This window comes from Microvirga sp. GN3 (genome assembly GCF_055792825.1).
Genome location: NZ_JBVVAK010000022.1, coordinates 38,880 through 56,949 on the forward strand (window position 1 = coordinate 38,880; position 18,070 = coordinate 56,949).

Annotated in this window: 18 protein-coding genes; 7 read left to right on the forward strand and 11 right to left on the reverse strand. The window is 63.4% G+C overall.

The window, feature by feature from the left end:
* Positions 1-33: 33 nt before the first annotated feature.
* The gene (locus tag ACS5Q1_RS13150; RefSeq protein ID WP_203441163.1) at positions 34-216 is read right to left on the reverse strand and encodes a YdcH family protein; all 183 of its coding nucleotides are present in this window, start codon (positions 214-216) and stop codon (positions 34-36) included.
* A gap of 302 nt (positions 217-518) precedes the next feature.
* Here ACS5Q1_RS13150 and ACS5Q1_RS13155 point away from each other — a divergent pair, with 302 nt between their 5' ends.
* From ACS5Q1_RS13155 to ACS5Q1_RS13180, 6 genes are all read left to right on the forward strand, one after another.
* Complete coding sequence (locus ACS5Q1_RS13155; protein WP_203441164.1) at positions 519-719, forward strand: YdcH family protein; 201 nt, start codon at positions 519-521, stop codon at positions 717-719.
* Between the two features lie 74 nt (positions 720-793).
* A complete protein-coding gene (purE, locus tag ACS5Q1_RS13160) occupies positions 794-1,285 on the forward strand; it encodes a 5-(carboxyamino)imidazole ribonucleotide mutase (RefSeq protein ID WP_473098626.1) in 492 nt (163 codons plus the stop codon).
* A 7-nt stretch (positions 1,286-1,292) separates the two neighbouring features.
* On the forward strand, positions 1,293-2,372 hold the full coding sequence (locus tag ACS5Q1_RS13165) for a 5-(carboxyamino)imidazole ribonucleotide synthase (protein WP_473098627.1): 1,080 nt from the start codon (positions 1,293-1,295) through the stop codon (positions 2,370-2,372).
* 168 nt (positions 2,373-2,540) lie between these two features.
* Positions 2,541-2,771, forward strand: a complete 231-nt coding sequence (gene rpsU / locus ACS5Q1_RS13170; protein ID WP_009763401.1) for a 30S ribosomal protein S21 — start codon at positions 2,541-2,543, stop codon at positions 2,769-2,771.
* Between the two features lie 231 nt (positions 2,772-3,002).
* Positions 3,003-3,866 (forward strand): tetratricopeptide repeat protein, encoded by an 864-nt coding sequence (locus ACS5Q1_RS13175; RefSeq protein ID WP_473098628.1) that lies wholly within the window; start codon positions 3,003-3,005, stop codon positions 3,864-3,866.
* A 20-nt stretch (positions 3,867-3,886) separates the two neighbouring features.
* Positions 3,887-4,534 (forward strand): nucleotidyltransferase family protein, encoded by a 648-nt coding sequence (locus tag ACS5Q1_RS13180; RefSeq protein ID WP_473098629.1) that lies wholly within the window; start codon positions 3,887-3,889, stop codon positions 4,532-4,534.
* Here ACS5Q1_RS13180 and ACS5Q1_RS13185 read toward each other — a convergent pair.
* From ACS5Q1_RS13185 to ACS5Q1_RS13230, 10 genes are all read right to left on the reverse strand, one after another.
* Positions 4,480-4,959: a GNAT family N-acetyltransferase gene (locus ACS5Q1_RS13185; RefSeq protein ID WP_473098630.1), complete on the reverse strand. Its 480-nt coding sequence runs from the start codon at positions 4,957-4,959 to the stop codon at positions 4,480-4,482. The genes ACS5Q1_RS13180 and ACS5Q1_RS13185 overlap by 55 nt on opposite strands.
* Positions 4,960-5,216: 257 nt before the next feature.
* Positions 5,217-6,614 (reverse strand): NAD(P)(+) transhydrogenase (Re/Si-specific) subunit beta, encoded by a 1,398-nt coding sequence (locus ACS5Q1_RS13190; protein ID WP_203441170.1) that lies wholly within the window; start codon positions 6,612-6,614, stop codon positions 5,217-5,219.
* 4 nt (positions 6,615-6,618) lie between these two features.
* Positions 6,619-7,068, reverse strand: a complete 450-nt coding sequence (locus ACS5Q1_RS13195; RefSeq protein WP_203441171.1) for a proton-translocating transhydrogenase family protein — start codon at positions 7,066-7,068, stop codon at positions 6,619-6,621.
* A gap of 19 nt (positions 7,069-7,087) precedes the next feature.
* Positions 7,088-8,224, reverse strand: coding sequence for a Re/Si-specific NAD(P)(+) transhydrogenase subunit alpha (locus ACS5Q1_RS13200; protein WP_203441172.1), 1,137 nt, complete (start codon positions 8,222-8,224; stop codon positions 7,088-7,090).
* 73 nt (positions 8,225-8,297) lie between these two features.
* Positions 8,298-8,591 carry an aa3-type cytochrome c oxidase subunit IV gene (locus ACS5Q1_RS13205; protein WP_203441173.1) on the reverse strand — a complete coding sequence of 98 codons (294 nt, stop codon included), beginning with the start codon at positions 8,589-8,591 and terminating at the stop codon, positions 8,298-8,300.
* A gap of 112 nt (positions 8,592-8,703) precedes the next feature.
* Positions 8,704-9,921: a glycosyltransferase gene (locus ACS5Q1_RS13210; RefSeq protein WP_473098631.1), complete on the reverse strand. Its 1,218-nt coding sequence runs from the start codon at positions 9,919-9,921 to the stop codon at positions 8,704-8,706.
* A gap of 58 nt (positions 9,922-9,979) precedes the next feature.
* Entirely contained in the window at positions 9,980-11,347 is a 1,368-nt protein-coding gene (locus ACS5Q1_RS13215; protein WP_473098632.1) for an ABC1 kinase family protein, read from the reverse strand.
* 114 nt (positions 11,348-11,461) lie between these two features.
* Entirely contained in the window at positions 11,462-11,911 is a 450-nt protein-coding gene (locus ACS5Q1_RS13220) for a YybH family protein (RefSeq protein ID WP_473098633.1), read from the reverse strand.
* 52 nt (positions 11,912-11,963) lie between these two features.
* A complete protein-coding gene (locus ACS5Q1_RS13225) occupies positions 11,964-13,913 on the reverse strand; it encodes a PQQ-dependent sugar dehydrogenase (RefSeq protein WP_473098634.1) in 1,950 nt (649 codons plus the stop codon).
* A 105-nt stretch (positions 13,914-14,018) separates the two neighbouring features.
* On the reverse strand, positions 14,019-15,842 hold the full coding sequence (locus ACS5Q1_RS13230) for a M3 family oligoendopeptidase (protein WP_473098635.1): 1,824 nt from the start codon (positions 15,840-15,842) through the stop codon (positions 14,019-14,021).
* A gap of 430 nt (positions 15,843-16,272) precedes the next feature.
* Between ACS5Q1_RS13230 and ACS5Q1_RS13235 the strand changes: the two genes are divergently transcribed.
* On the forward strand, positions 16,273-18,024 hold the full coding sequence (locus ACS5Q1_RS13235; protein WP_473098636.1) for a L,D-transpeptidase family protein: 1,752 nt from the start codon (positions 16,273-16,275) through the stop codon (positions 18,022-18,024).
* Positions 18,025-18,070: the final 46 nt, after the last annotated feature.

An 18,070-nucleotide genomic window follows, 5' to 3' on the forward strand; every position in this document is an offset into this window, starting at 1 on the left:
TCTTCGGGTGGGAAAATTTAAGGAATCGTTCGGCTAATGCAACGCCGTTTCAGAGCTTCTCAGTCGTGTGATCTCGTCCTTGAGTTGAAGCTTCTTTCGCTTGAGTTCTGCCAGCCTCATGTCATCTGCCGACGGTCTGTTGAGCGTATCCTGGATTTCGCGCTCGAGAGCCCGATGCTTCCGTTCCAGTTCCGTCAGGTGATTCTGCAGCGGCATGTCAGTTCCTCCTATTCGATCTACTGACGGGGAACATTGTGGCAGACAGAGTGTGGCGAGTCGAAGGCGAAATTCAAAGAATCGCGAGGTGAAGATGCGTGAGCGATCTTGCTCTCCACAGGGCCCAAGAGCATACTTCCGCCCCTCTTGGCCTGGCCGCAGGGCAGCCGGGTATCTAGCGCATCGTGCGGAAAAGTGGATCCGGTTTTCCGCGCCCGACGATGCGCCACTTAAGGGATTGAGCATCGGATCAATCCCAAAAGTGGAGTCCACTTTTGGGTCCGATGCTCTGGGTAATTTTTATGACCGAATTGGCTGAACTGGAAACGGAACTGGCCCGTCTCAAGCAGGAACACCGCGATCTCGACATGGCCATCGACGCCCTGGAGAGCATGGTTGCCGGAGACCAGCTGCAGGTCCAGCGCCTGAAGAAGCGCAAGCTTGCCCTCAAGGACCAGATCATCCGGCTCGAAGATCAGCTCACCCCCGACATCATCGCCTGAGAAAGCCTTGCCTGGCTGGAGCGGCTTCGCTATTCCGGCTGGACAGTTAAGGCCTTTAAAGCCGGAGCCACGCCATGGCGCGTCCCCCCATTGCCATCATCATGGGCAGCCAGTCCGACTGGGCCACCATGCGCCATGCCGCCGAGACGCTCGATGCGCTCGGCGTTCCTTACGACACCCGTATCGTTTCCGCTCATCGTACGCCGGACCGGCTGGTGGCCTTCGCCAAGGGCGCCAAGGCGGAAGGCTTCCAGGTCATCATCGCCGGCGCCGGCGGAGCTGCCCACCTGCCCGGGATGACCGCCGCCATGACCCCCCTGCCCGTCTTCGGCGTGCCGGTGGAATCCAAGGCGCTCTCGGGCCAGGACAGCCTGCTCTCCATCGTGCAGATGCCCGCCGGCATCCCGGTGGGAACGCTCGCTATCGGCCGCGCAGGCGCCGTGAACGCGGCCCTGTTGGCCGCTGCCGTGCTGGCCCTGCACGATCCTGCCCTCGCTGAGCGTCTCGACGAATGGCGGAAGCGTCAGAGCGACAGTGTGGCCGAGCGCCCCTCTAACGAAAGCTGATCACCTCATGATCCGTCCCGGCTGCACCCTCGGCATTCTCGGCGGCGGCCAGCTCGGCCGCATGATCGCCATGGCGGCGGCGCAGCTGGGCCTGAAGACGCATATCTATGCGCCGGAGGAAAACAGTCCGGCTTTCGAGGTGGCGACCGAATACACCATCGCGGCCTATGAGGACGAAGCGAACCTGGTGCGCTTCGCCAAGGCCGTGGACGTGGTCACATACGAATTCGAGAACGTGCCGAGCGAAACGGCCGCGATCCTGAGCGCCCATGCTCTGCTTGCCCCCAATGCGCAGGCGCTGGCCGTGTCGCAGGACCGCTTTCTCGAAAAGAGCTTCATCGCCGGTCTCGGCATCGCCGTTGCGCCCTTCGCGCCCGTCTCCAGCGAGGCCGAGCTGGCCGAGGCCGTCGAGCGCATCGGCAGGCCCGCCGTGCTCAAGACCCGCCGCTTCGGCTATGACGGCAAGGGGCAGGTGAAGATAACACCCGAGGCCCACCCCGTCGCGGCCTGGGAGGAGATCGGCCGCGCTGCTTCCATCCTGGAAGGCTTCGTGCCCTTCGAGCGGGAGGTTTCGGTGGTCGCCGCCCGCGCCGCCTCTGGTGCCTTCGCGGCCTACGATCTGTGCGCCAACGAGCACCGCAACCATATCCTCGACACCACCCAGGTTCCGGCCGGCGTTTCGCCTGAGACCGAGGAACAGGCCTTCCGGATCGCCCGCTCCATCGCCGAGGCTCTGGACTACGTGGGTGTGCTCGCAGTCGAGCTGTTTCTCGTCACCGAGGACGGTCAGGAGCGCCTCGTCGTCAATGAGATCGCCCCCCGGGTGCACAATTCCGGCCATTGGACGCTTGGCGGCGCCGCGACCTCGCAATTCGAGCAGCATGTGAGGGCGGTCTGCGGCTGGCCCTTGGGTGAGACCGCCCGCCTCGGCCGGGTCGAGATGAAGAACCTGATCGGGCACGATGCCGATGCCTGGGAGGAGATCCTAGCCGAGCCCGGTGTCCATCTCCACCTCTACGGCAAGACGGAGGCCCGGGCCGGGCGCAAGATGGGGCATGTCACCCGGGTTTTTTCGGAACGAGGCTGAACCTTTTCGAACCGGGGCCGTTATCACCCTTGACCGGCGCTTTTCTTGAGGGGCAACCCTGGACAGGCAAGGCTTCTTCTGGTATCGACGCCGGCCAGTGAGAGGTGCGCATGACGCACCTCGTTGTTTTTTATCACAATCGAAACGGTTCAAATACGAGGAATTCGCGTGCAGGTTCTTGTCCGGGATAACAACGTCGATCAGGCGCTCCGCGCTCTCAAGAAGAAGATGCAGCGTGAGGGCATCTTTCGCGAAATGAAGCTTCGCGGTCACTACGAGAAGCCGTCTGAGAAGAAGGCCCGCGAGAAGGCTGAGGCTGTTCGCCGCGCTCGTAAGCTGATCCGCAAGCGGATGCAGCGCGAAGGCCTGCTGCCTTCCAAGCCCCGCCCGACCCGCTAAGCTTCGAGCAGGCCTGAAAAGGCTAGCCTATCGGTTGTGAACCAGCGCCCGTCGCGCAAGCGGGGCGCTGTTTGCATGTCTGGCCCCCTCTTCCCTGGGCCAATGGCCGAACCGCTCTCTCAATTTCTCCCTCACTGGCGCCTTTTTGATGCCTTGTTTCACGGCTGTTAAGGATTTCCCGCCAGAGTGCCGCTCCCGGTACTGTGAGTTTGTTTTAAGTTGGAGACGAAGGTGTTCGCCCGATCGATTCGCCATTTGGCCCCCTTGAGCCTGACCCTCGTTGCCATCGGCCTGTCCGCCTGCGGCACCATGAGTGACGGTCCCACGCAGCGCATCGCCGTGGTGGAGGAGGACACCCAGGGAACGAGCACGGTCAACATCTCGTCGCTCTCGGACGTGATCCAGCGCAACCCGAACGATCCGGGCGCCTATAACACCCGCGGCGCGGCCTATGCCCGCGTGGGGAACTACAGCAGCGCCATCTCCGATTTCTCCAAGGCGGTGCAGCTCGATCCGAACTATGCGCCGGCCTATACCAACCGTGCGCTGGCCCTGCGGCAGACGAACCGCAACGACCAGGCGCTTGCCGACTTCACCCGCTCGATCCAGGCCGACCCGAATTACGGCCCGGCCTATATCGGCCGCGCCAATCTCTACCGCGCCCAGAACCAGTACCAGGAAGCCTTGAGCGACCTGAACATGGCAACCCGTCTGCTGCCCGAATCGGCCGAGGCGCTCCATTCCCGCGGCCTGCTCTATCAGCGCCAGAACATGCACCAGCAGGCGATCCTGGACTTCGACGCCACCATCGACCGCAATCCCTTCGTCGGCGCACCTTACGCCGCCCGCGGCCAGAGCTTCGTGGCGACGAACCAGTACGACAAGGCCATCGAGGACTTCAACGCGGCTCTCAACGTCGACAACAAGGACGCCAATTCCTGGGCCTGGCGCGGCGTCGCCCTCGAACGCAAGGGTGACCGGAGCCAAGCCCTCGAGAGCTATTCGCGTGCGCTCGCCCTCGACAACAGCAACAGCGTCGCCCGCCAGGGCTCGTCCCGACTCCAGGGCGGTGTCGCGGGCCTGTTCCGCTCTTAAGGGCCGTGGAGGAAGGCGGCATGAACCCCGCCCCTCCCCTGCGGACTCTCCGCAATATCGAACGCCTTCTCGAAGCGCATGCGGACCTGCATGCGCTTCTTTTGCATGTGGAGCGCCTCGGTCTTCCGGATTGCTGGATCGGAGCCGGCTTCATCCGCAACACGGTCTGGGATGTACGGCACGGATGCGCAATTGATGTGTCCCGTCTCAACGACGTGGATGTGATCTACTTCGATCCGAGCGACACACGAAGAGAGCGGGAAGGCGACCTTGAGCGGTGCCTCCGCGCATCCGCTCCCGGCGTGATCTGGTCCGTGAAGAACCAAGCGCGCATGCATCTTCGCAACGGCGATGCGCCCTATCGCAATACATTCGATGCCGTTGCTCACTGGGCAGAGACCGCAACTGCCATCGCGGCCCGTTCAATCCGTGGCAAGGTCGAGGTGATGGCGTCTCACGGGATTCAGGATCTTCTGAACCTGGTCGTGAGGCCGACACCAGCCTTCGAACATAAGATGGATATCTATCGCGAACGGGTACGGAGCAAGGACTGGCCAACTCGTTGGCCGAAACTGACGATGCTCATGGCGTGGGATGAGGCCTATCCGGCCGCTCACACTTCCTTCGACATGATCGACACGTATGGCTCGAAGCCGAAGGCGCGATAGGTGCGCTCAGCCCGTTCATTGGCAACGAGGACACCGATGAAGAGGCGCTTCAGACCGGCCTCCTTCGTCAGGCGCTCGGCCTCCTTGAGAAACATCTGGCCGATGCCGCGCCCGCGCCAATCGTTGTGCACGATAAGGTCCGTCACCGTGCCGTGATTGCGAAGAGTATCGGCCACATAGGCTGCATCCTGATCGAGCGAAAAGCCCATGGCGCCGATAATCACCCGTTCCGCCGCCGCCAGGACGACACGGCCGTTACGCCGGGACAAGCGCTGCATCAGCTCGTCGTAATATTCGGCCGCCGCTCCGTAATCGCGCCGACGATCGCCGACGAGATCGGCCTCGAAGACATTGAGCTGGTGGATCAGCTCGATGACGGCATCCCGGTCGGAAGGAAGGGCAGTGCGGAGTGTGATGGAGGACATGAGGCGAAGTCCAGGCGAAGCACGTCAGGGGCTCGCGTTAAAGCAGATTTCGCCGGCCTCGTCATGGCCTCTCCCTCGTCATGGCCGTCCCCGGACTTGATCCGGGGATCAGTCCCGGCCATCCACGTCTTAAGAACTGCGATGCGTCAAAGACGTGGATCCCCGGAACAAGTCCGGGGATGACGGCTCCGCAAAGGCAACTCCAAACAAAATGCCCGGCACAAGGCCGGGCATGAAACACTCATCTGATCGTCGGATCAGAGGTTCTTCAGAATCTCGTCGACCACTTTCTTGGCATCGCCGAAGAGCATCATGGTGTTGTCGCGGAAGAACAGCTCGTTCTCGACGCCGGCATAGCCCGAGCCCATGCCGCGCTTGATGAACAGCACTGTCTTGGCGCGCTCCACGTCGAGGATCGGCATGCCGAAGATCGGCGAGGCCGAGTCGGTCTTGGCGGCCGGGTTCGTCACGTCATTGGCGCCGATCACGAAGGCGACATCGGCCTGCGGGAATTCGCCGTTGATATCCTCGAGCTCGAACACCTCGTCATAGGGTACGTTGGCTTCCGCGAGCAGCACGTTCATGTGGCCGGGCATGCGGCCCGCGACCGGATGAATGGCGTATTTCACTTCGACGCCCTCGGCCTTCAGCTCGTCCGCCATCTCGCGCAGGGCGTGCTGCGCCTGGGCCACCGCCATGCCGTAGCCCGGCACGATGATGACCTTGGCGGCGTTCTTCATGATGAAGGCGGCATCGTCCGCCGAGCCCTGCTTCACGGGACGGGTTTCGACCGCACCGCCGGCGGCGGCTGTCGTCTCGCCGCCGAAGCCGCCGAGGATCACGGAGATGAAGGAGCGGTTCATGCCCTTGCACATGATGTAGGACAGGATCGCACCCGAGGAGCCGACCAGCGCGCCGGTGATGATGAGCGCGAGGTTGCCCAGCGTGAAGCCGATGCCCGCCGCCGCCCAGCCCGAATAGGAATTGAGCATCGACACCACCACCGGCATGTCGGCGCCGCCGATGGGGATGATGAGCGTCACGCCGAGCACGAAGGAGACCACCACGATCAGCCAGAAGACCGCATGGCTCTCCGTGCGAATGAAGAAGACGAGCAGCACGAGAAGCAGCAGGCCGAGGCTGGCATTGATCAGATGCCGGCTCGGCAGCAGGATCGGCTTGCCGGACATGCGCCCGTCAAGCTTCAAAAACGCGATCACGGAACCGGTGAAGGTGACGGCGCCGATGGCGACGCCGAGCGCCATCTCGAACAGCGATCCGCCATGGATGGTACCGACCGAACCGATGCCGAAGGCCTGCGGCGCATAGAGCGCGCCCGCCGCCACGAGGACCGCCGCGAGACCGACCAGGGAGTGGAAGGCGGCGACGAGCTGCGGCATAGCCGTCATTGGCACGCGCTTGGCGACCACCGCGCCGATGCCGCCGCCGATGCCGAGGCCCAGCACCACCAGCGCCCAGCCGCCAAAGCCGCTCGGCGGGGAGACGAACAGGGTGGTGAGGATGGCGATCCCCATGCCCACCATGCCGTAGAGATTGCCCTGCCGGGAGGTGGTCGGGTGCGACAGGCCGCGAAGGGCCAGGATGAACAGGACGCCCGAGACGAGGTAGAGGATCGAGGCTAGATTGGCCGACATCGCCTCATCCCTTCCTGCGGTACATGGCGAGCATGCGCTGGGTCACCAGGAAGCCGCCGAAGATGTTGATGGACGCCAGGATAAGCCCGATGAAGCCGAGCGCCCGCGCCCAGATCGGCCCCTCGCCGAGGCCAGGGGCCACATCGACGCCCACCGCCAGCAGTGCGCCGACCACAATGACGGAGGAGATGGCGTTGGTGACCGACATCAGCGGCGTGTGCAGCGCCGGGGTCACCGACCAGACCACGTAATAGCCGACGAAGATCGCCAGCACGAAGATGGCGAGGCGGAACACCGTCGGGTCGACGGCCCCGTGGGTCACGGCGGCGGCGGCGGCTCCTGCCGCATCGGCCACCTGATCGGCGATAGTCTGGGCCGCCTCGGCCGAGCGGCGGGCAGCCTCTGCCGCCGCTTGGGCCTGCTCGACGGCCTGTTCGGGCGTAAGCGTTGCCATGGTGTCCTCCCTGGACGGTTTAAGCGGTCGGCTGGAAGGCGGTGTGAACGATGGCGCCGTCACGGGTCAGGCAGGTGGCCTTGACCAGCTCGTCGTCCCACTTCACGGCCAGAGCCTTGGTTTCCTTGTCCACCAGCGTCTCGACGAAGGCGTAGAGATTCTTCGCATAGAGGCTGGATGCCGTGGCGGCGAGGCGTCCGGGCACGTTGAGGTGGCCCACGATCTTCACGCCGTTATGCTCCACCACTTGGCCGGGTTGGGCCAGCTCGCAATTGCCGCCGCGCTCCACCGCCAGATCGACGATGACCGAGCCGGGCTTCATGGATTCGACCATGGCGCGCGAGACGAGCTTCGGCGCCGGGCGGCCGGGGATCAGGGCCGTGGTGACGACGATGTCCTGCTTGGCGATGTGGGAAGCGACAAGTTCGGCCTGCTTGGCCTTGTAGGCGTCCGACATCTCCTTGGCGTAGCCGCCAGCCGTCTCGGCCTGCTTGAACTCCTCGTCCTCGACCGCGATGAACTTGGCGCCCAGGCTCTCGACCTGCTCCTTGGCGGCGGGACGCACGTCGGTGGCGGTCACGACGGCGCCGAGACGGCGGGCGGTGGCGATGGCCTGGAGACCGGCCACACCGGCGCCCATGACGAAGATGCGGGCCGCGGGCACCGTGCCGGCGGCGGTCATCATCATCGGCAGTGCCCGGCCGTATTCGGCGGTGGCATCGATGACGGCCCGGTAGCCGGCGAGATTGGCCTGGGAGGACAGCACGTCCATCACCTGCGCACGGGTGATGCGGGGCATCAGCTCCATGGCGAAGGCGGCAACCTGCGTGTCGGCCAGGGCCTTGAGGGCCGCTTCCTGGCCATAAGGGTCCATGATGGCGATGACCAGGGCGCCGGGCTTGGCGCCCTTCAGCTCGCCCTCGGCGGGGCGGCGGACCTTGAGGAGGACGTCGGCGTCCTTCAGGGCGTCCTTGGCCGTCTTGGCGATGGATGCGCCGGCAGCCTCGAACTCGGCATCGGGGATACCGGCCTTGGCACCAGCGCCGGCCTGGACGACCACGTCAGCGCCGAGGCTTTTGTATTTCTTGACCGTTTCAGGGGTGGCGGAAACGCGTGTCTCCGCTCCATCGGTTTCGGAGAGAACGGCGATCCGCATGTAGGCCCCCCTGGGATGTGGTCAACGGCTTGGAATCAAGCTCTTTCTATGTCTGTCAAAAGTCATCCGCCGCTCAATAGAAAATGAGCGCCAGCAGAAGGAGAACGCCGACAGCGGCCGGAGCCCGCGCGCCGACGGAAGGAGCCATGGCGCCGATGCCGCCTGCAACCAGCGAGAGAATGACACCGAAGATCGCTGTGACCCAAGCATGCTTGATGCCGCCGACGGCCAAAGCCAGCACGTGGCAGACGATGACGGCGGTCGCGATTTCGGCGAACTGAATGAACCCGTAATAGGTCGCCTCATGAGCGCGAGCGTCCATATCCGGACTGTAGCCCCCGTGCGGCGCATGTTTTGTATCGGCCATGTTTCAAAGCCCTGTTCAGCGTCACGTATTAACTGCTGCGTTTAGCGCATGCGGTGAGGAGCCGCAATCTTTCGAATGGCTCCAATGAAAACTTTATGAATGCTTTTCGAAGTTATTTGATTCCCAGAAACTCCCGCCATTGCGGCAGGCAAACCGTTTCGTAATCGTATTTCGCAACGGCGATCCGCCGGGCCTCCGCGGCCATGGCGGCGGACCTTTCCTTGTCCATGAGAGTCTCGCGCACGCGCTCGGCCAGGGCCTTCTCGTCGAAGAAGGGGAAGAGGCGCCCGTTGACTCCGTCCTGGATGACCTCACGCACCGGCTCCGTATCGGAGGCCACGATCCGGCATTCGAGCGCCATGGCCTCGATGGACGACCAGGACAGTACGAAGGGGTAGGTCATGTAGACATGGGCCGAGGAGGTCTGCAGGACCTTCACGAACTGGTCGTAGGGCAGGTTTCCGACGAAATGGACCCGGGACCAGTCGACCGGCCTCTCGATCCGGGACCTGAAGACATCGAACCAGGATTGCCCGTTCGGCGCGGAGCCGGAATAGCTGGCGCCCTTGCCTCCGATGATGACCACCCTGAGTTCAGGATCGATCTCGAGCAGATAAGGCAGGCTCTTGAAGACGATATGGGCGCCGCGCATCGGCTCGATGTTGCGGGTCACATAGGTGACGACGGGCTTTTCTCGGGTGAGTTGCGGCCCGTCCTGGCCGAGCTGGATCCTGACGTTCGGGTCGGGGAGGAGTTGATGGGTGTCGATGCCGTCATGGATGATGGCGAGCCGGTCGCGCAGATAGGTCGGGAAGGTGTCGCGCTGGTAGCGGGTCGGTGCCACGGCTGCGTCGGCAGCGTCGAGAGCGCCGAGCTGCATGGAATTCTTCAGGCGCAATCGCCAGATCACCTCCTCGTTGGTGACCGGGAATTCGGGATCGAAATCGAGGTCCTGGCCCTTGGCGTGGTAATAATATTCGAAGTAGGCCACGTGGCGGGCCTTGGGCCAGATATCCTTCAGGAACAGGTTCTCGCCCCAGCCAGTATTGACCACCACTACGTCCGGCTCGAAGCCTTGGCCGGCAAGCTCGCGAGCCTTGTGGGCCACTCCATAGGCGCGGCGCAGGCGCGGGATGACGGGAGAATAGCGGTTCTGGTAGGGCGCGTCCTCCGGGCCGGGGACCGCATCGTAGGAAAAGTACTTCACGCCCGGGATAAAGCATTGCTTGACCATCCCAAGGCCCACGACCTCATGCCCCTCGGCCACGAAGGTCCTGGCGAGACGCAGGAATTGACCCGGAAAATTCTGGTGAACGAAAGCAATCTTCATCGGCTGCCCCTAACCTACCGTTAGCCTCTAGGGCCGAACGGCAAAAGATGCAACCTCATTACACGGGGCTTGGTAAACCGGAAGCTTTCAGCGCCTCCTTCTGTTTCTGCTCCAGGCTTTCCAGGGAGAAGCGCTCGATCTCGTTCTCGAACAGCCGGTGATAGTTCAGCTCGGCCTTCAGATGCAGGAAGACGGCACCCAAGCCCACCGCAGCCCGGTCCATGAACACGAATTCGCGCGGGACGGTGACGGGGCCCTTCTCCTTCAGGGCCTTGTGAACCTCGAAGGCCTGACGGCGGCCATATTCGCCGGGCTTTACCCCGTCGGCCACGGTGCGGACCCGGTCGTCGAGGAGCGGGGCATAGATGAAGCGGGCCCAGATGTTCAGAATGTCGATCAGCTCGTTCGAGAGTTTCTTGAAACCCCAGGTCTCGTAGGCATGGACGACACGGGCGCGGTCGTCGGTCTGGAGACCGCGATAAAGGTCGACCACGCCGCCGACGAAGCGCGGATGGAAGATGCGGATGCAGCCGTAATCGAGGAGATTGATGCCTCCCGGCTCCCCGCTTTCGGAGAACACCGTGTAATTGCCGAGGTGAGGATCGCCGTGGATGACGGCCGCATGGCTGAACGGGTGCCACCAGGCCTTGAACATGGCGACCGCCAGCCGGTTGCGGATCTCGACCGGTGCTTCGGTGAACCCGAGAATCTTCTCGCCGTCCAGCCATTCGAGCGACAGGAGTCGCCGGGTGGAGAGTTCCGGATGAACCCGCGGCACCCGGACCTCCTCCACATCGGCGAGGGTCTTTGCGTAGAGCGCCGCATGCTTGGCCTCGCGCTCGTAATCGAGCTCCTCGCGCACGCGCTCGCCGATCTCCTTGGCGATCTCGCGGGTGTCGATGGCGGGATCCATGCGGCGATGGACGGCGAAGACCCATTCGAGCTGCTGCAGATCCGCCTCCACGGCGGATTGCATGTCGGGATATTGCAGCTTGCAGGCGATTGGCTCGCTGTCTTTCGTGGTTGCGCGATGAACCTGACCGAGCGATGCGGCCGCCGCGGGATTGAGATCGAAGGAACCGAACCGACTCTGCCATTGCGGTCCGAGTTCTGCCTGCATGCGCCGTTTCACGAAGGCTGCCCCCATGGGCGGCGCCTCGCTCTGGAGCTTCTGCAGCTCGGCTGCATATTCCGGCGGGATGAGATCGGGAATGGTGGCGAGAAGCTGCGCCACCTTCATGATCGGCCCCTTCAGTCCGCCGAGCGCCTGCGCCAGCACCGCCGCGTTGGAGGCATCGCGCACATCACCCCCGAACAATCGTGATCCTGCCATGCGGGCCGCGACCCCACCCATATTGGCGCCCACGCGGGCATAACGGGCGGCGCGCGCGGAGAAGCGGTTCGCTTCGCGGTCGGAATCGGCCATGACGTGGAATCTCTTGCTCTGAACCGGAGAGCTTAAGATATGGCTTGCTGCGCGAAGCGCTAGGCTGCGCGGACGATTCGACCGGGATTGCGACATCGGCGACCGCAGCGCCGATCAGCCGCGGGCGAGCTTCGCAGCCTGCTCGAGGCCGATGCGGTGGACGAGCAGGTCAGCATGCCGATAGACCAGCTGCCATTCGCTTCCTTCGCGGCGATAGACCTGGGTGACGCGAAGCGGCCATTCCTGGTCCGGCAGACCACCGACTTCGCCATGCTGCCGCTCGATCATCACAAGAACGACGAGGTCGCCTGACGCATAGGTTTGCACCACTTCCAGCGTCGCCTCGCCGGCTTTGAAATAATCGGCGACCTCCAGCAGACTCTCACTTCGGTTATCGTAGCGGGCGGGCTCTCCGCCGAAAGGGTTCATCAGCACGAAGCCGGAAGCATGAGGCGTCAATGCGAGATAGCGATGCATATCCCCGCGCATGAACGCCGACGTGGCTTCCTCTGTCCGCTGGACGAGCTCGGCGAGCTCCTCGTCCGTGATGCTTTCATGTGCCATGGCCGCATCCTATGTCCCGACGACCGGATATGCCTTCTCGGCAACCGTCGGATTAAAGGATGAAATCGCCGGATCTCAGGCTGCGGATACCGCTAAGACGGATGATGCCTTCCGCAGCGAGGTCGGCATCCGTATTCAGGAGGACCCGCGTCTCCGATCCCGCGGCCTCGTACCGGACCTGACCGGCTGCCGTGAACTCCGCATTGCCGATGAAAGCGAACGCCTGATTTCCACCGCGCAGAGCATTGGCATCGATCCTCGACAAATCCAGATGATCTTGGGCGCTGCGGCTGAAATCGCGCACGACATCTGCACGGCTCAAAGCGGAGCCGACGGAGCCGATGGATTGCCAGCGAAACACATCCGCCCCTGATCCGCCGTATAACCAATCCTTGTCGGGGCCGCCGACAAGCGTATCGCGCCCGAGATCGCCATAGAGCCTGTCGTTCCCGGCATTACCGGAGAGGCTGTCGTTGCCGGCTCCACCACGAAGCGTCTCGTCCCCTGACGCGCCTTTCAGCACATCGTTGAACGCGCTGCCCCACACGCCCTGGATGCTCGAGAAGCGATCTCCGGACGCATCGCTTCCGGCCTGGGTCCTCTTCGCGAGATCGATGAGCACACGGCCCGGTGAATCGCGGTAATCGGCATAATCGAAGCCGCTGCTGCCCGACAGGAAATCGGCGCCCGGTCCGCCCCGAAGATTATCGTTGCCGCTGCCTCCAAACAGCGTGTCGTTTCCACCGCCGCCAAAGATCCGATCGTTGCCGCCGCCACCACTGAGAACATCGGCAGCATCGTCGCGGGGATCCGGACCGCTGCCTGACTTGAGATCCAGGCGGAAGACCTTGCCCCCAAAATCGACGATGTAGAGATTTCCAGATCCATCCTCTCCCATTGACGAAACGGAACCGATCGGGCCGCCGCCCACTGCGACCTGACCCGTCAGATCCTTGAAAGACCACGAGCCGGAGACGCGTTGCAACGACCAGATCCCGCTGCTGCCGAAATCGGAGAAGAAATACGTTCCCTGAAAATCCTGCTCGGGCCCGCGATAGACGTAACCTCCCGTGACCGCCTGGCCGAGATCGCGGCCATAGGCATGGACCGGGTTCGTATAGTTCGGGAATGATCCGGAATTGAACGGCCCCTCGGTGGCGCTCCACCCGTAGTTGGCGCCAACTCTCCCGAGATTGATCTCTTCATAGGTGCCCTCGCCGACATCGCCGATATACATCTCGCCGGTCAGCCGGTCGAAGCTCACGCGCCAGGGATTGCGCAGTCCTGCGGCATAGATCCCGGTTTGCGCCGCGTTACCCGCGATGCCATCGATCGCCGCCGGATTATCTGGAGGCAGGGCATAGTTCCTGTTGGCATCCATGGGGAAGGCATCGCTGCCGCTCACGTCGAGCCGGAGGATCTTGCCCAATTGGCTGAGGTTTTGCGAGTTGGCGCTGTTCGCGCCGTCGCCGGTCGCCACGTAGAGATAGCCGTCCGGTCCGAACCCGATCCAGCCACCCCGATGGTTGGTGGTGGACGACGGGTAGTCGATCCGATCGATGAGCCGCATGCTGCTGGCATCGGCGACGAGCGGGTTAGACGCCAGCGTTCTGTATTCGCGGATCTCCACATCGCCGGCGGTGGTGCTGAGATAGACATAGAATTTCCGGCTCGTCGCAAAATCGGGAGCGAAAGCGAGACCGAGCAGCCCCTGCTCACCATCGGTCGCGACCTGAGAAGAGACGTTGAGGAACGATGTGCCGAGGGTCTGGCCCGTGCCGGTATCGTAGACCTTCACCAGACCGCGCTTCTCCAGGATGAAAAGATGCTGGGAATTGCCCGGCGCCGCTGTCAGGTACAGGGGATTTTCCAGGCCGGAGACGATCGCATTGGCCGCCATCGTCGGCGGGGTTCTGGCGTTGGGATCGTAGCCGTAGATCACATCGGCGGCTCCGGTGCCGCTCAGCCTGTCTGCGGCCTGACTCCCGATACGAACTGCCATGGTCGACCTCCCGGTCTGCCCCCAATGCAGCCATTGTTATGGAATTCGGTACTTTAATTCGGCGGTCCTGAGCGGCAAGTCGTCCCGCCGCTCAGGACAGAACAATCACGCTGTTTCTTTTTCCATGGCCTCCAGCTCGCCGATCAGGCGCTCGATCATCGAGAGGCCGATCTGCCAGAAGGCCGGATCGCTGGCATTGAGGCCGAAGGGAGCGAGCAACTCCGAGTAATGCTTGGTGCCGCCCGCCGAGAGGAGCGCGAAATAGCGGTCCACGAAGCCTTCGTTGGAACGCTCGTAGACGCCGTAGAGCGAGTTCACGAGGCAATCGCCGAAGGCATAGGCGTAGACGTAGAACGGCGAATGGATGAAATGGGGGATATAGGTCCAGAAGCTCTCGTAGCCCGGACCCAAGCGGATCGCCGGCCCGAGGCTCTCGTCCTGCACCGACATCCAGAGTTCGCACAGTTTGTCGGCGGTGAGCTCGCCGTTGCGGCGCTCCACATGAACCTTGCGCTCGAAGGAATAGAACGCGATCTGGCGCACGACCGTGTTGATCATGTCCTCGACCTTTGCCGCCAGCATCGCCTTACGCTGCACCGGGTCTGTGGTCTGGTCGAGCAGGCGGCGGAAGGTCAGCATCTCGCCGAAGACGGAGGCCGTCTCTGCAAGCGTCAGGGGTGTGGGCGCCATGAGCGCACCATTCGGGCCGGCCATGACCTGATGCACGCCGTGTCCCAATTCGTGCGCCAGGGTCATCACGTCCCGCGGCTTGCCCTGGTAGTTCAGGAGCACGTAGGGGTGAGCGGACGGCACCGTCGGATGGGCGAAGGCGCCGGGCGCCTTGCCGGGCCGGGTCGGCGCATCGATCCAGTCCTCGTCGAAGAAGCGCTGCGCGATGTCGGCCATGCGCGGCGAGAAGGCGGAATAGGCCGAGAGCACCGTGTCTTTCGCCTCGTTCCAGGAGATGGTGCGCTGCTCGACCTTCGGCAGGGGCGCGTTGCGGTCCCAATGGTCGAGCTTGTCCTTGCCGAACCACTTGGCCTTCAGGGCGTAGTAGCGGTGCGACAGGCGCGGATAGGCCTCTTGCACGGCGGAGATTAGCGCCTCCACCACCTCGCGCTCGACCCGGTTCGCCAGATGGCGGGAATCGGCCACGTCCTCGAAGCCGCGCCAGCGGTCCGAGATCTCCTTGTCCTTGGCGAGCGTGTTGGTGATGAGCGTGAAGGTGCGCAGGTTCGCCTTGAAGGTCTTGGCCAGCGCATCGGAGGCGTCCTTGCGCACGCTCTCGTCCGGATCCTGCAACTTGTTCAGGGTCGGCTCGATGGGAAGCTCGTCGCCTCGCACCGTGAAGCGCAAGGAAGCGATGGTCTCGTCGAACAGGCGATTCCAGGCCGAGCGGCCGGTCACCGACTTCTCATGGAAAAGCTGCTCGATCTTGTCTTCCAGCTGATAAGGCTTGTCCTTGCGCAGATCCTCGATCCAAGGCTTGTAATGCGCGAGCGGCGCCTCGCTCGTGGCCTTGTCGAGCACGGCATCGTCGATGCGGTTGAGTTCGAGCGCGAAGAAGAGCAGCTCCGTCGAGGCCGCCGTCAGGCGCTCCTGCGTGTCGCCATAGAACTTCGCGCGGATCGGATCCGTGGTGTCGCCGGAATAGATGAGGCCCGCATAGGACATGAGGCGACCAAGAAGGTCTTCGAGCGCCTCATAGCGCATTACCACCTCGTTCAGTCGTTCAGACGCCTGCTCGCCCCGTGCCATCTCATCGAGCGTGCCGCGATAGGCGGCCGCGAAGGCCTTGCACTCGGATTCGGCCTTCGCGAGGTCCTGCTTGAATGCTTCGCTGTCCACGCCGGGATAGAGATGGGACAGGTTCCATTCGGGCAGCGGCCCAAGTTCGGCCTGCGCGGCGGCAGAGGATGAATGAGGCACGGGGGAAACTTTCTGAGAGGTCACGGGCGAGAGCCTGATCGGGATCGAACTGGAATAGTACTGCACACATATTGGCCGCCGCGCTCTCCGGATCAACCCATATCGGCCGAGGGTTGGACCCGGCCCCCGCCCCTCCGTTAAGAGCCGGTTTACCCTTCTCGCCCAGCATGAACCGGACGATCCGCACGCGGCACTTGGGCCTTCAGCCCCCTCCCCGTCTCTTTGCAGACGGCATCCGCCCTTCCTGGGATGCGAGACGCATGCTCCGGCGCGGCCCTTTACAGAAAATTGAAAGAACTTGGCCTAGACGATGAAGCCGCATGACGTTTCGCGCGTTAAGCGTAACAGAACATGCGTGGGAACACCGACGACATTCACTTGATGGAGGCATCTCCCATCCTCCACTTTCATTACGACGAGGAGCAAGGTCATGCGTGACTTGCGCAAGACGGCACTTTGGCTTGGTCTCATTGGATCGGTCTCCCTCCTCCCCCTCACTGCCCTGGCGGAAGACATCGCCAACGCCCATCCCGAGGTCGTTCAGGCCGCTCCCGCAGAGCCCTCCTTTCACGATGTCGCCGTTGAAAAGGACGTCGCCTCCCAGGTCATCCCGCTCCCCGAGCCTGCACCCGTCACCATCGAGTCGGTCGATCTGAAGCCTGCACCCGCCATCGACATTCCATTGCCCGATGCGGCCCCCGTGACGGCCCTGATGCAGGCAGATCTTGCCCGCATCGCCGTGGAGGGTCTGTTCGCGGACGACGCCGCCATGCGCGAGATGCGTGTGAACAGCAGGGACCGGGAAGCCCTGTCCGCCTTCTATGCGCAGGCCGAGCGCCCGCTGATCTGGGCACAGGACGGTGCGTGGTCGCCCGCCGCGCGCGGTGTGATGGAGCGCCTGAAGGCCGCTGACGAGGATGGCCTCGACCCTGCCGATTATTCCCTGCCCGACAGGGGCCTGCGCAAGGATGCGACGCCGGCACAATGGGCCCAGGCCGATGTAAGACTCTCCCTGTCCGTGATCCGCTATGCCCGCGACGCCCGCGGCGCGCGCATCGATTCCATCCGCCTCTCGCCTCTGGTGACCCCGAAGCTCGCCCTGCCGGCGATCGACGAGGTGCTGAGCAAGGTCTCCTCCGCCGGAGATGCAGGCGGGGCACTCGAGGCCTACAACCCGCCTCATCCCGGCTACAGGGCCTTGAAGGAACGGCTGGCGAAACTGCGCGAAAACCATCCCTCGCAGCCGAGCGTGCGCCTGCCCCGGGGGCCGATCCTGCGCGTGGGCATGAAGGATCCGCGCGTGCCTCTGATCCGCGCGCGATTCAATCTCGCGAAGGACGCGGACAGTCAGACGATCTATGACGAACGGGTGGCCTCCGCGGTGGCCGCCTTCCAGAAGGAAAAGGGCCTGCCGAATACCGGCGTCCTGAACGCGCAGACGGTCGCGGCTCTCTCAGGACCCTCGGTCGTACAGCGGCACTCCGACCTGATCACCAATATGGAGCGCTGGCGCTGGCTGCCGGCTGATCTGGGGCAGCGACACATCATGGTGAATGTGCCCGAGTTCCGCCTCCAGGTGGTCGAGGGCCGCAATGTGGTCCATCAGGCCCGCGTGATCGTGGGCAAGGAGCAGTCGCAGACGCCGATCTTCTCCGAGAACATGAAATATCTCGTGGTCAATCCGTCCTGGACGATCCCGCCCTCGATCATGAAGAAGGAGATCCTGCCGGGGCTTGCCAACGATCCCTATTACGCTGCGCGCCGGGGCTACAAGATCATCCGCCGGGGCGACCGGATCACGGTGCAGCAGCCGCCGGGCGAGCGCAATGCTCTGGGCTTCGTGAAGTTCATGTTCCCCAACCAGCATGCGGTCTATCTGCATGACACGCCGAACCGCAATCTGTTCTCGGCCAGCAAGCGCGCCTTCAGCCATGGCTGCGTGCGCGTCGACAGGCCCTTCGAGCTCGCAGACGTGATCATGGGCAAGGATGGCAAGTGGACCGAGCAGAAGCTGCGAGGGCTCATCGGCAAGGGCGAGCGCTATGTGCACCTGACCAATCCCCTGCCCGTCCATCTGACCTACTTCACGCTCGCCATCGACGAGAAGGGCGACGTGAAGCGGTTCGAGGATCTCTACGGCCTCGACCGCAAGGTCCGCGCCGCCCTGAACCTGTCCGAATAGCTCCCTCATCCCACTGCGTTTTCAGCGAATTTCTTTCTCTCACTTA

What these genes read in the sequence shown, in the direction of transcription:
- purE (WP_473098626.1), top strand. Translation starts at nt 794, where the DNA reads ATGGCGCGTCCCCCCATTGCCATCATCATGGGCAGCCAGTCCGACTGG.
- ACS5Q1_RS13195 (WP_203441171.1), bottom strand. Translation starts at nt 7,068, where the DNA reads ATGGCAACGCTTACGCCCGAACAGGCCGTCGAGCAGGCCCAAGCGGCG.
- ACS5Q1_RS13220 (WP_473098633.1), bottom strand. Translation starts at nt 11,911, where the DNA reads ATGGCACATGAAAGCATCACGGACGAGGAGCTCGCCGAGCTCGTCCAG.
- ACS5Q1_RS13185 (WP_473098630.1), bottom strand. Translation starts at nt 4,959, where the DNA reads ATGTCCTCCATCACACTCCGCACTGCCCTTCCTTCCGACCGGGATGCC.
- ACS5Q1_RS13210 (WP_473098631.1), bottom strand. Translation starts at nt 9,921, where the DNA reads ATGAAGATTGCTTTCGTTCACCAGAATTTTCCGGGTCAATTCCTGCGT.
- ACS5Q1_RS13200 (WP_203441172.1), bottom strand. Translation starts at nt 8,224, where the DNA reads ATGCGGATCGCCGTTCTCTCCGAAACCGATGGAGCGGAGACACGCGTT.
- ACS5Q1_RS13190 (WP_203441170.1), bottom strand. Translation starts at nt 6,614, where the DNA reads ATGTCGGCCAATCTAGCCTCGATCCTCTACCTCGTCTCGGGCGTCCTG.
- ACS5Q1_RS13225 (WP_473098634.1), bottom strand. Translation starts at nt 13,913, where the DNA reads ATGGCAGTTCGTATCGGGAGTCAGGCCGCAGACAGGCTGAGCGGCACC.
- ACS5Q1_RS13150 (WP_203441163.1), bottom strand. Translation starts at nt 216, where the DNA reads ATGCCGCTGCAGAATCACCTGACGGAACTGGAACGGAAGCATCGGGCT.
- ACS5Q1_RS13155 (WP_203441164.1), top strand. Translation starts at nt 519, where the DNA reads ATGACCGAATTGGCTGAACTGGAAACGGAACTGGCCCGTCTCAAGCAG.
- ACS5Q1_RS13215 (WP_473098632.1), bottom strand. Translation starts at nt 11,347, where the DNA reads ATGGCCGATTCCGACCGCGAAGCGAACCGCTTCTCCGCGCGCGCCGCC.
- ACS5Q1_RS13205 (WP_203441173.1), bottom strand. Translation starts at nt 8,591, where the DNA reads ATGGCCGATACAAAACATGCGCCGCACGGGGGCTACAGTCCGGATATG.
- ACS5Q1_RS13165 (WP_473098627.1), top strand. Translation starts at nt 1,293, where the DNA reads ATGATCCGTCCCGGCTGCACCCTCGGCATTCTCGGCGGCGGCCAGCTC.
- ACS5Q1_RS13180 (WP_473098629.1), top strand. Translation starts at nt 3,887, where the DNA reads ATGAACCCCGCCCCTCCCCTGCGGACTCTCCGCAATATCGAACGCCTT.
- ACS5Q1_RS13235 (WP_473098636.1), top strand. Translation starts at nt 16,273, where the DNA reads ATGCGTGACTTGCGCAAGACGGCACTTTGGCTTGGTCTCATTGGATCG.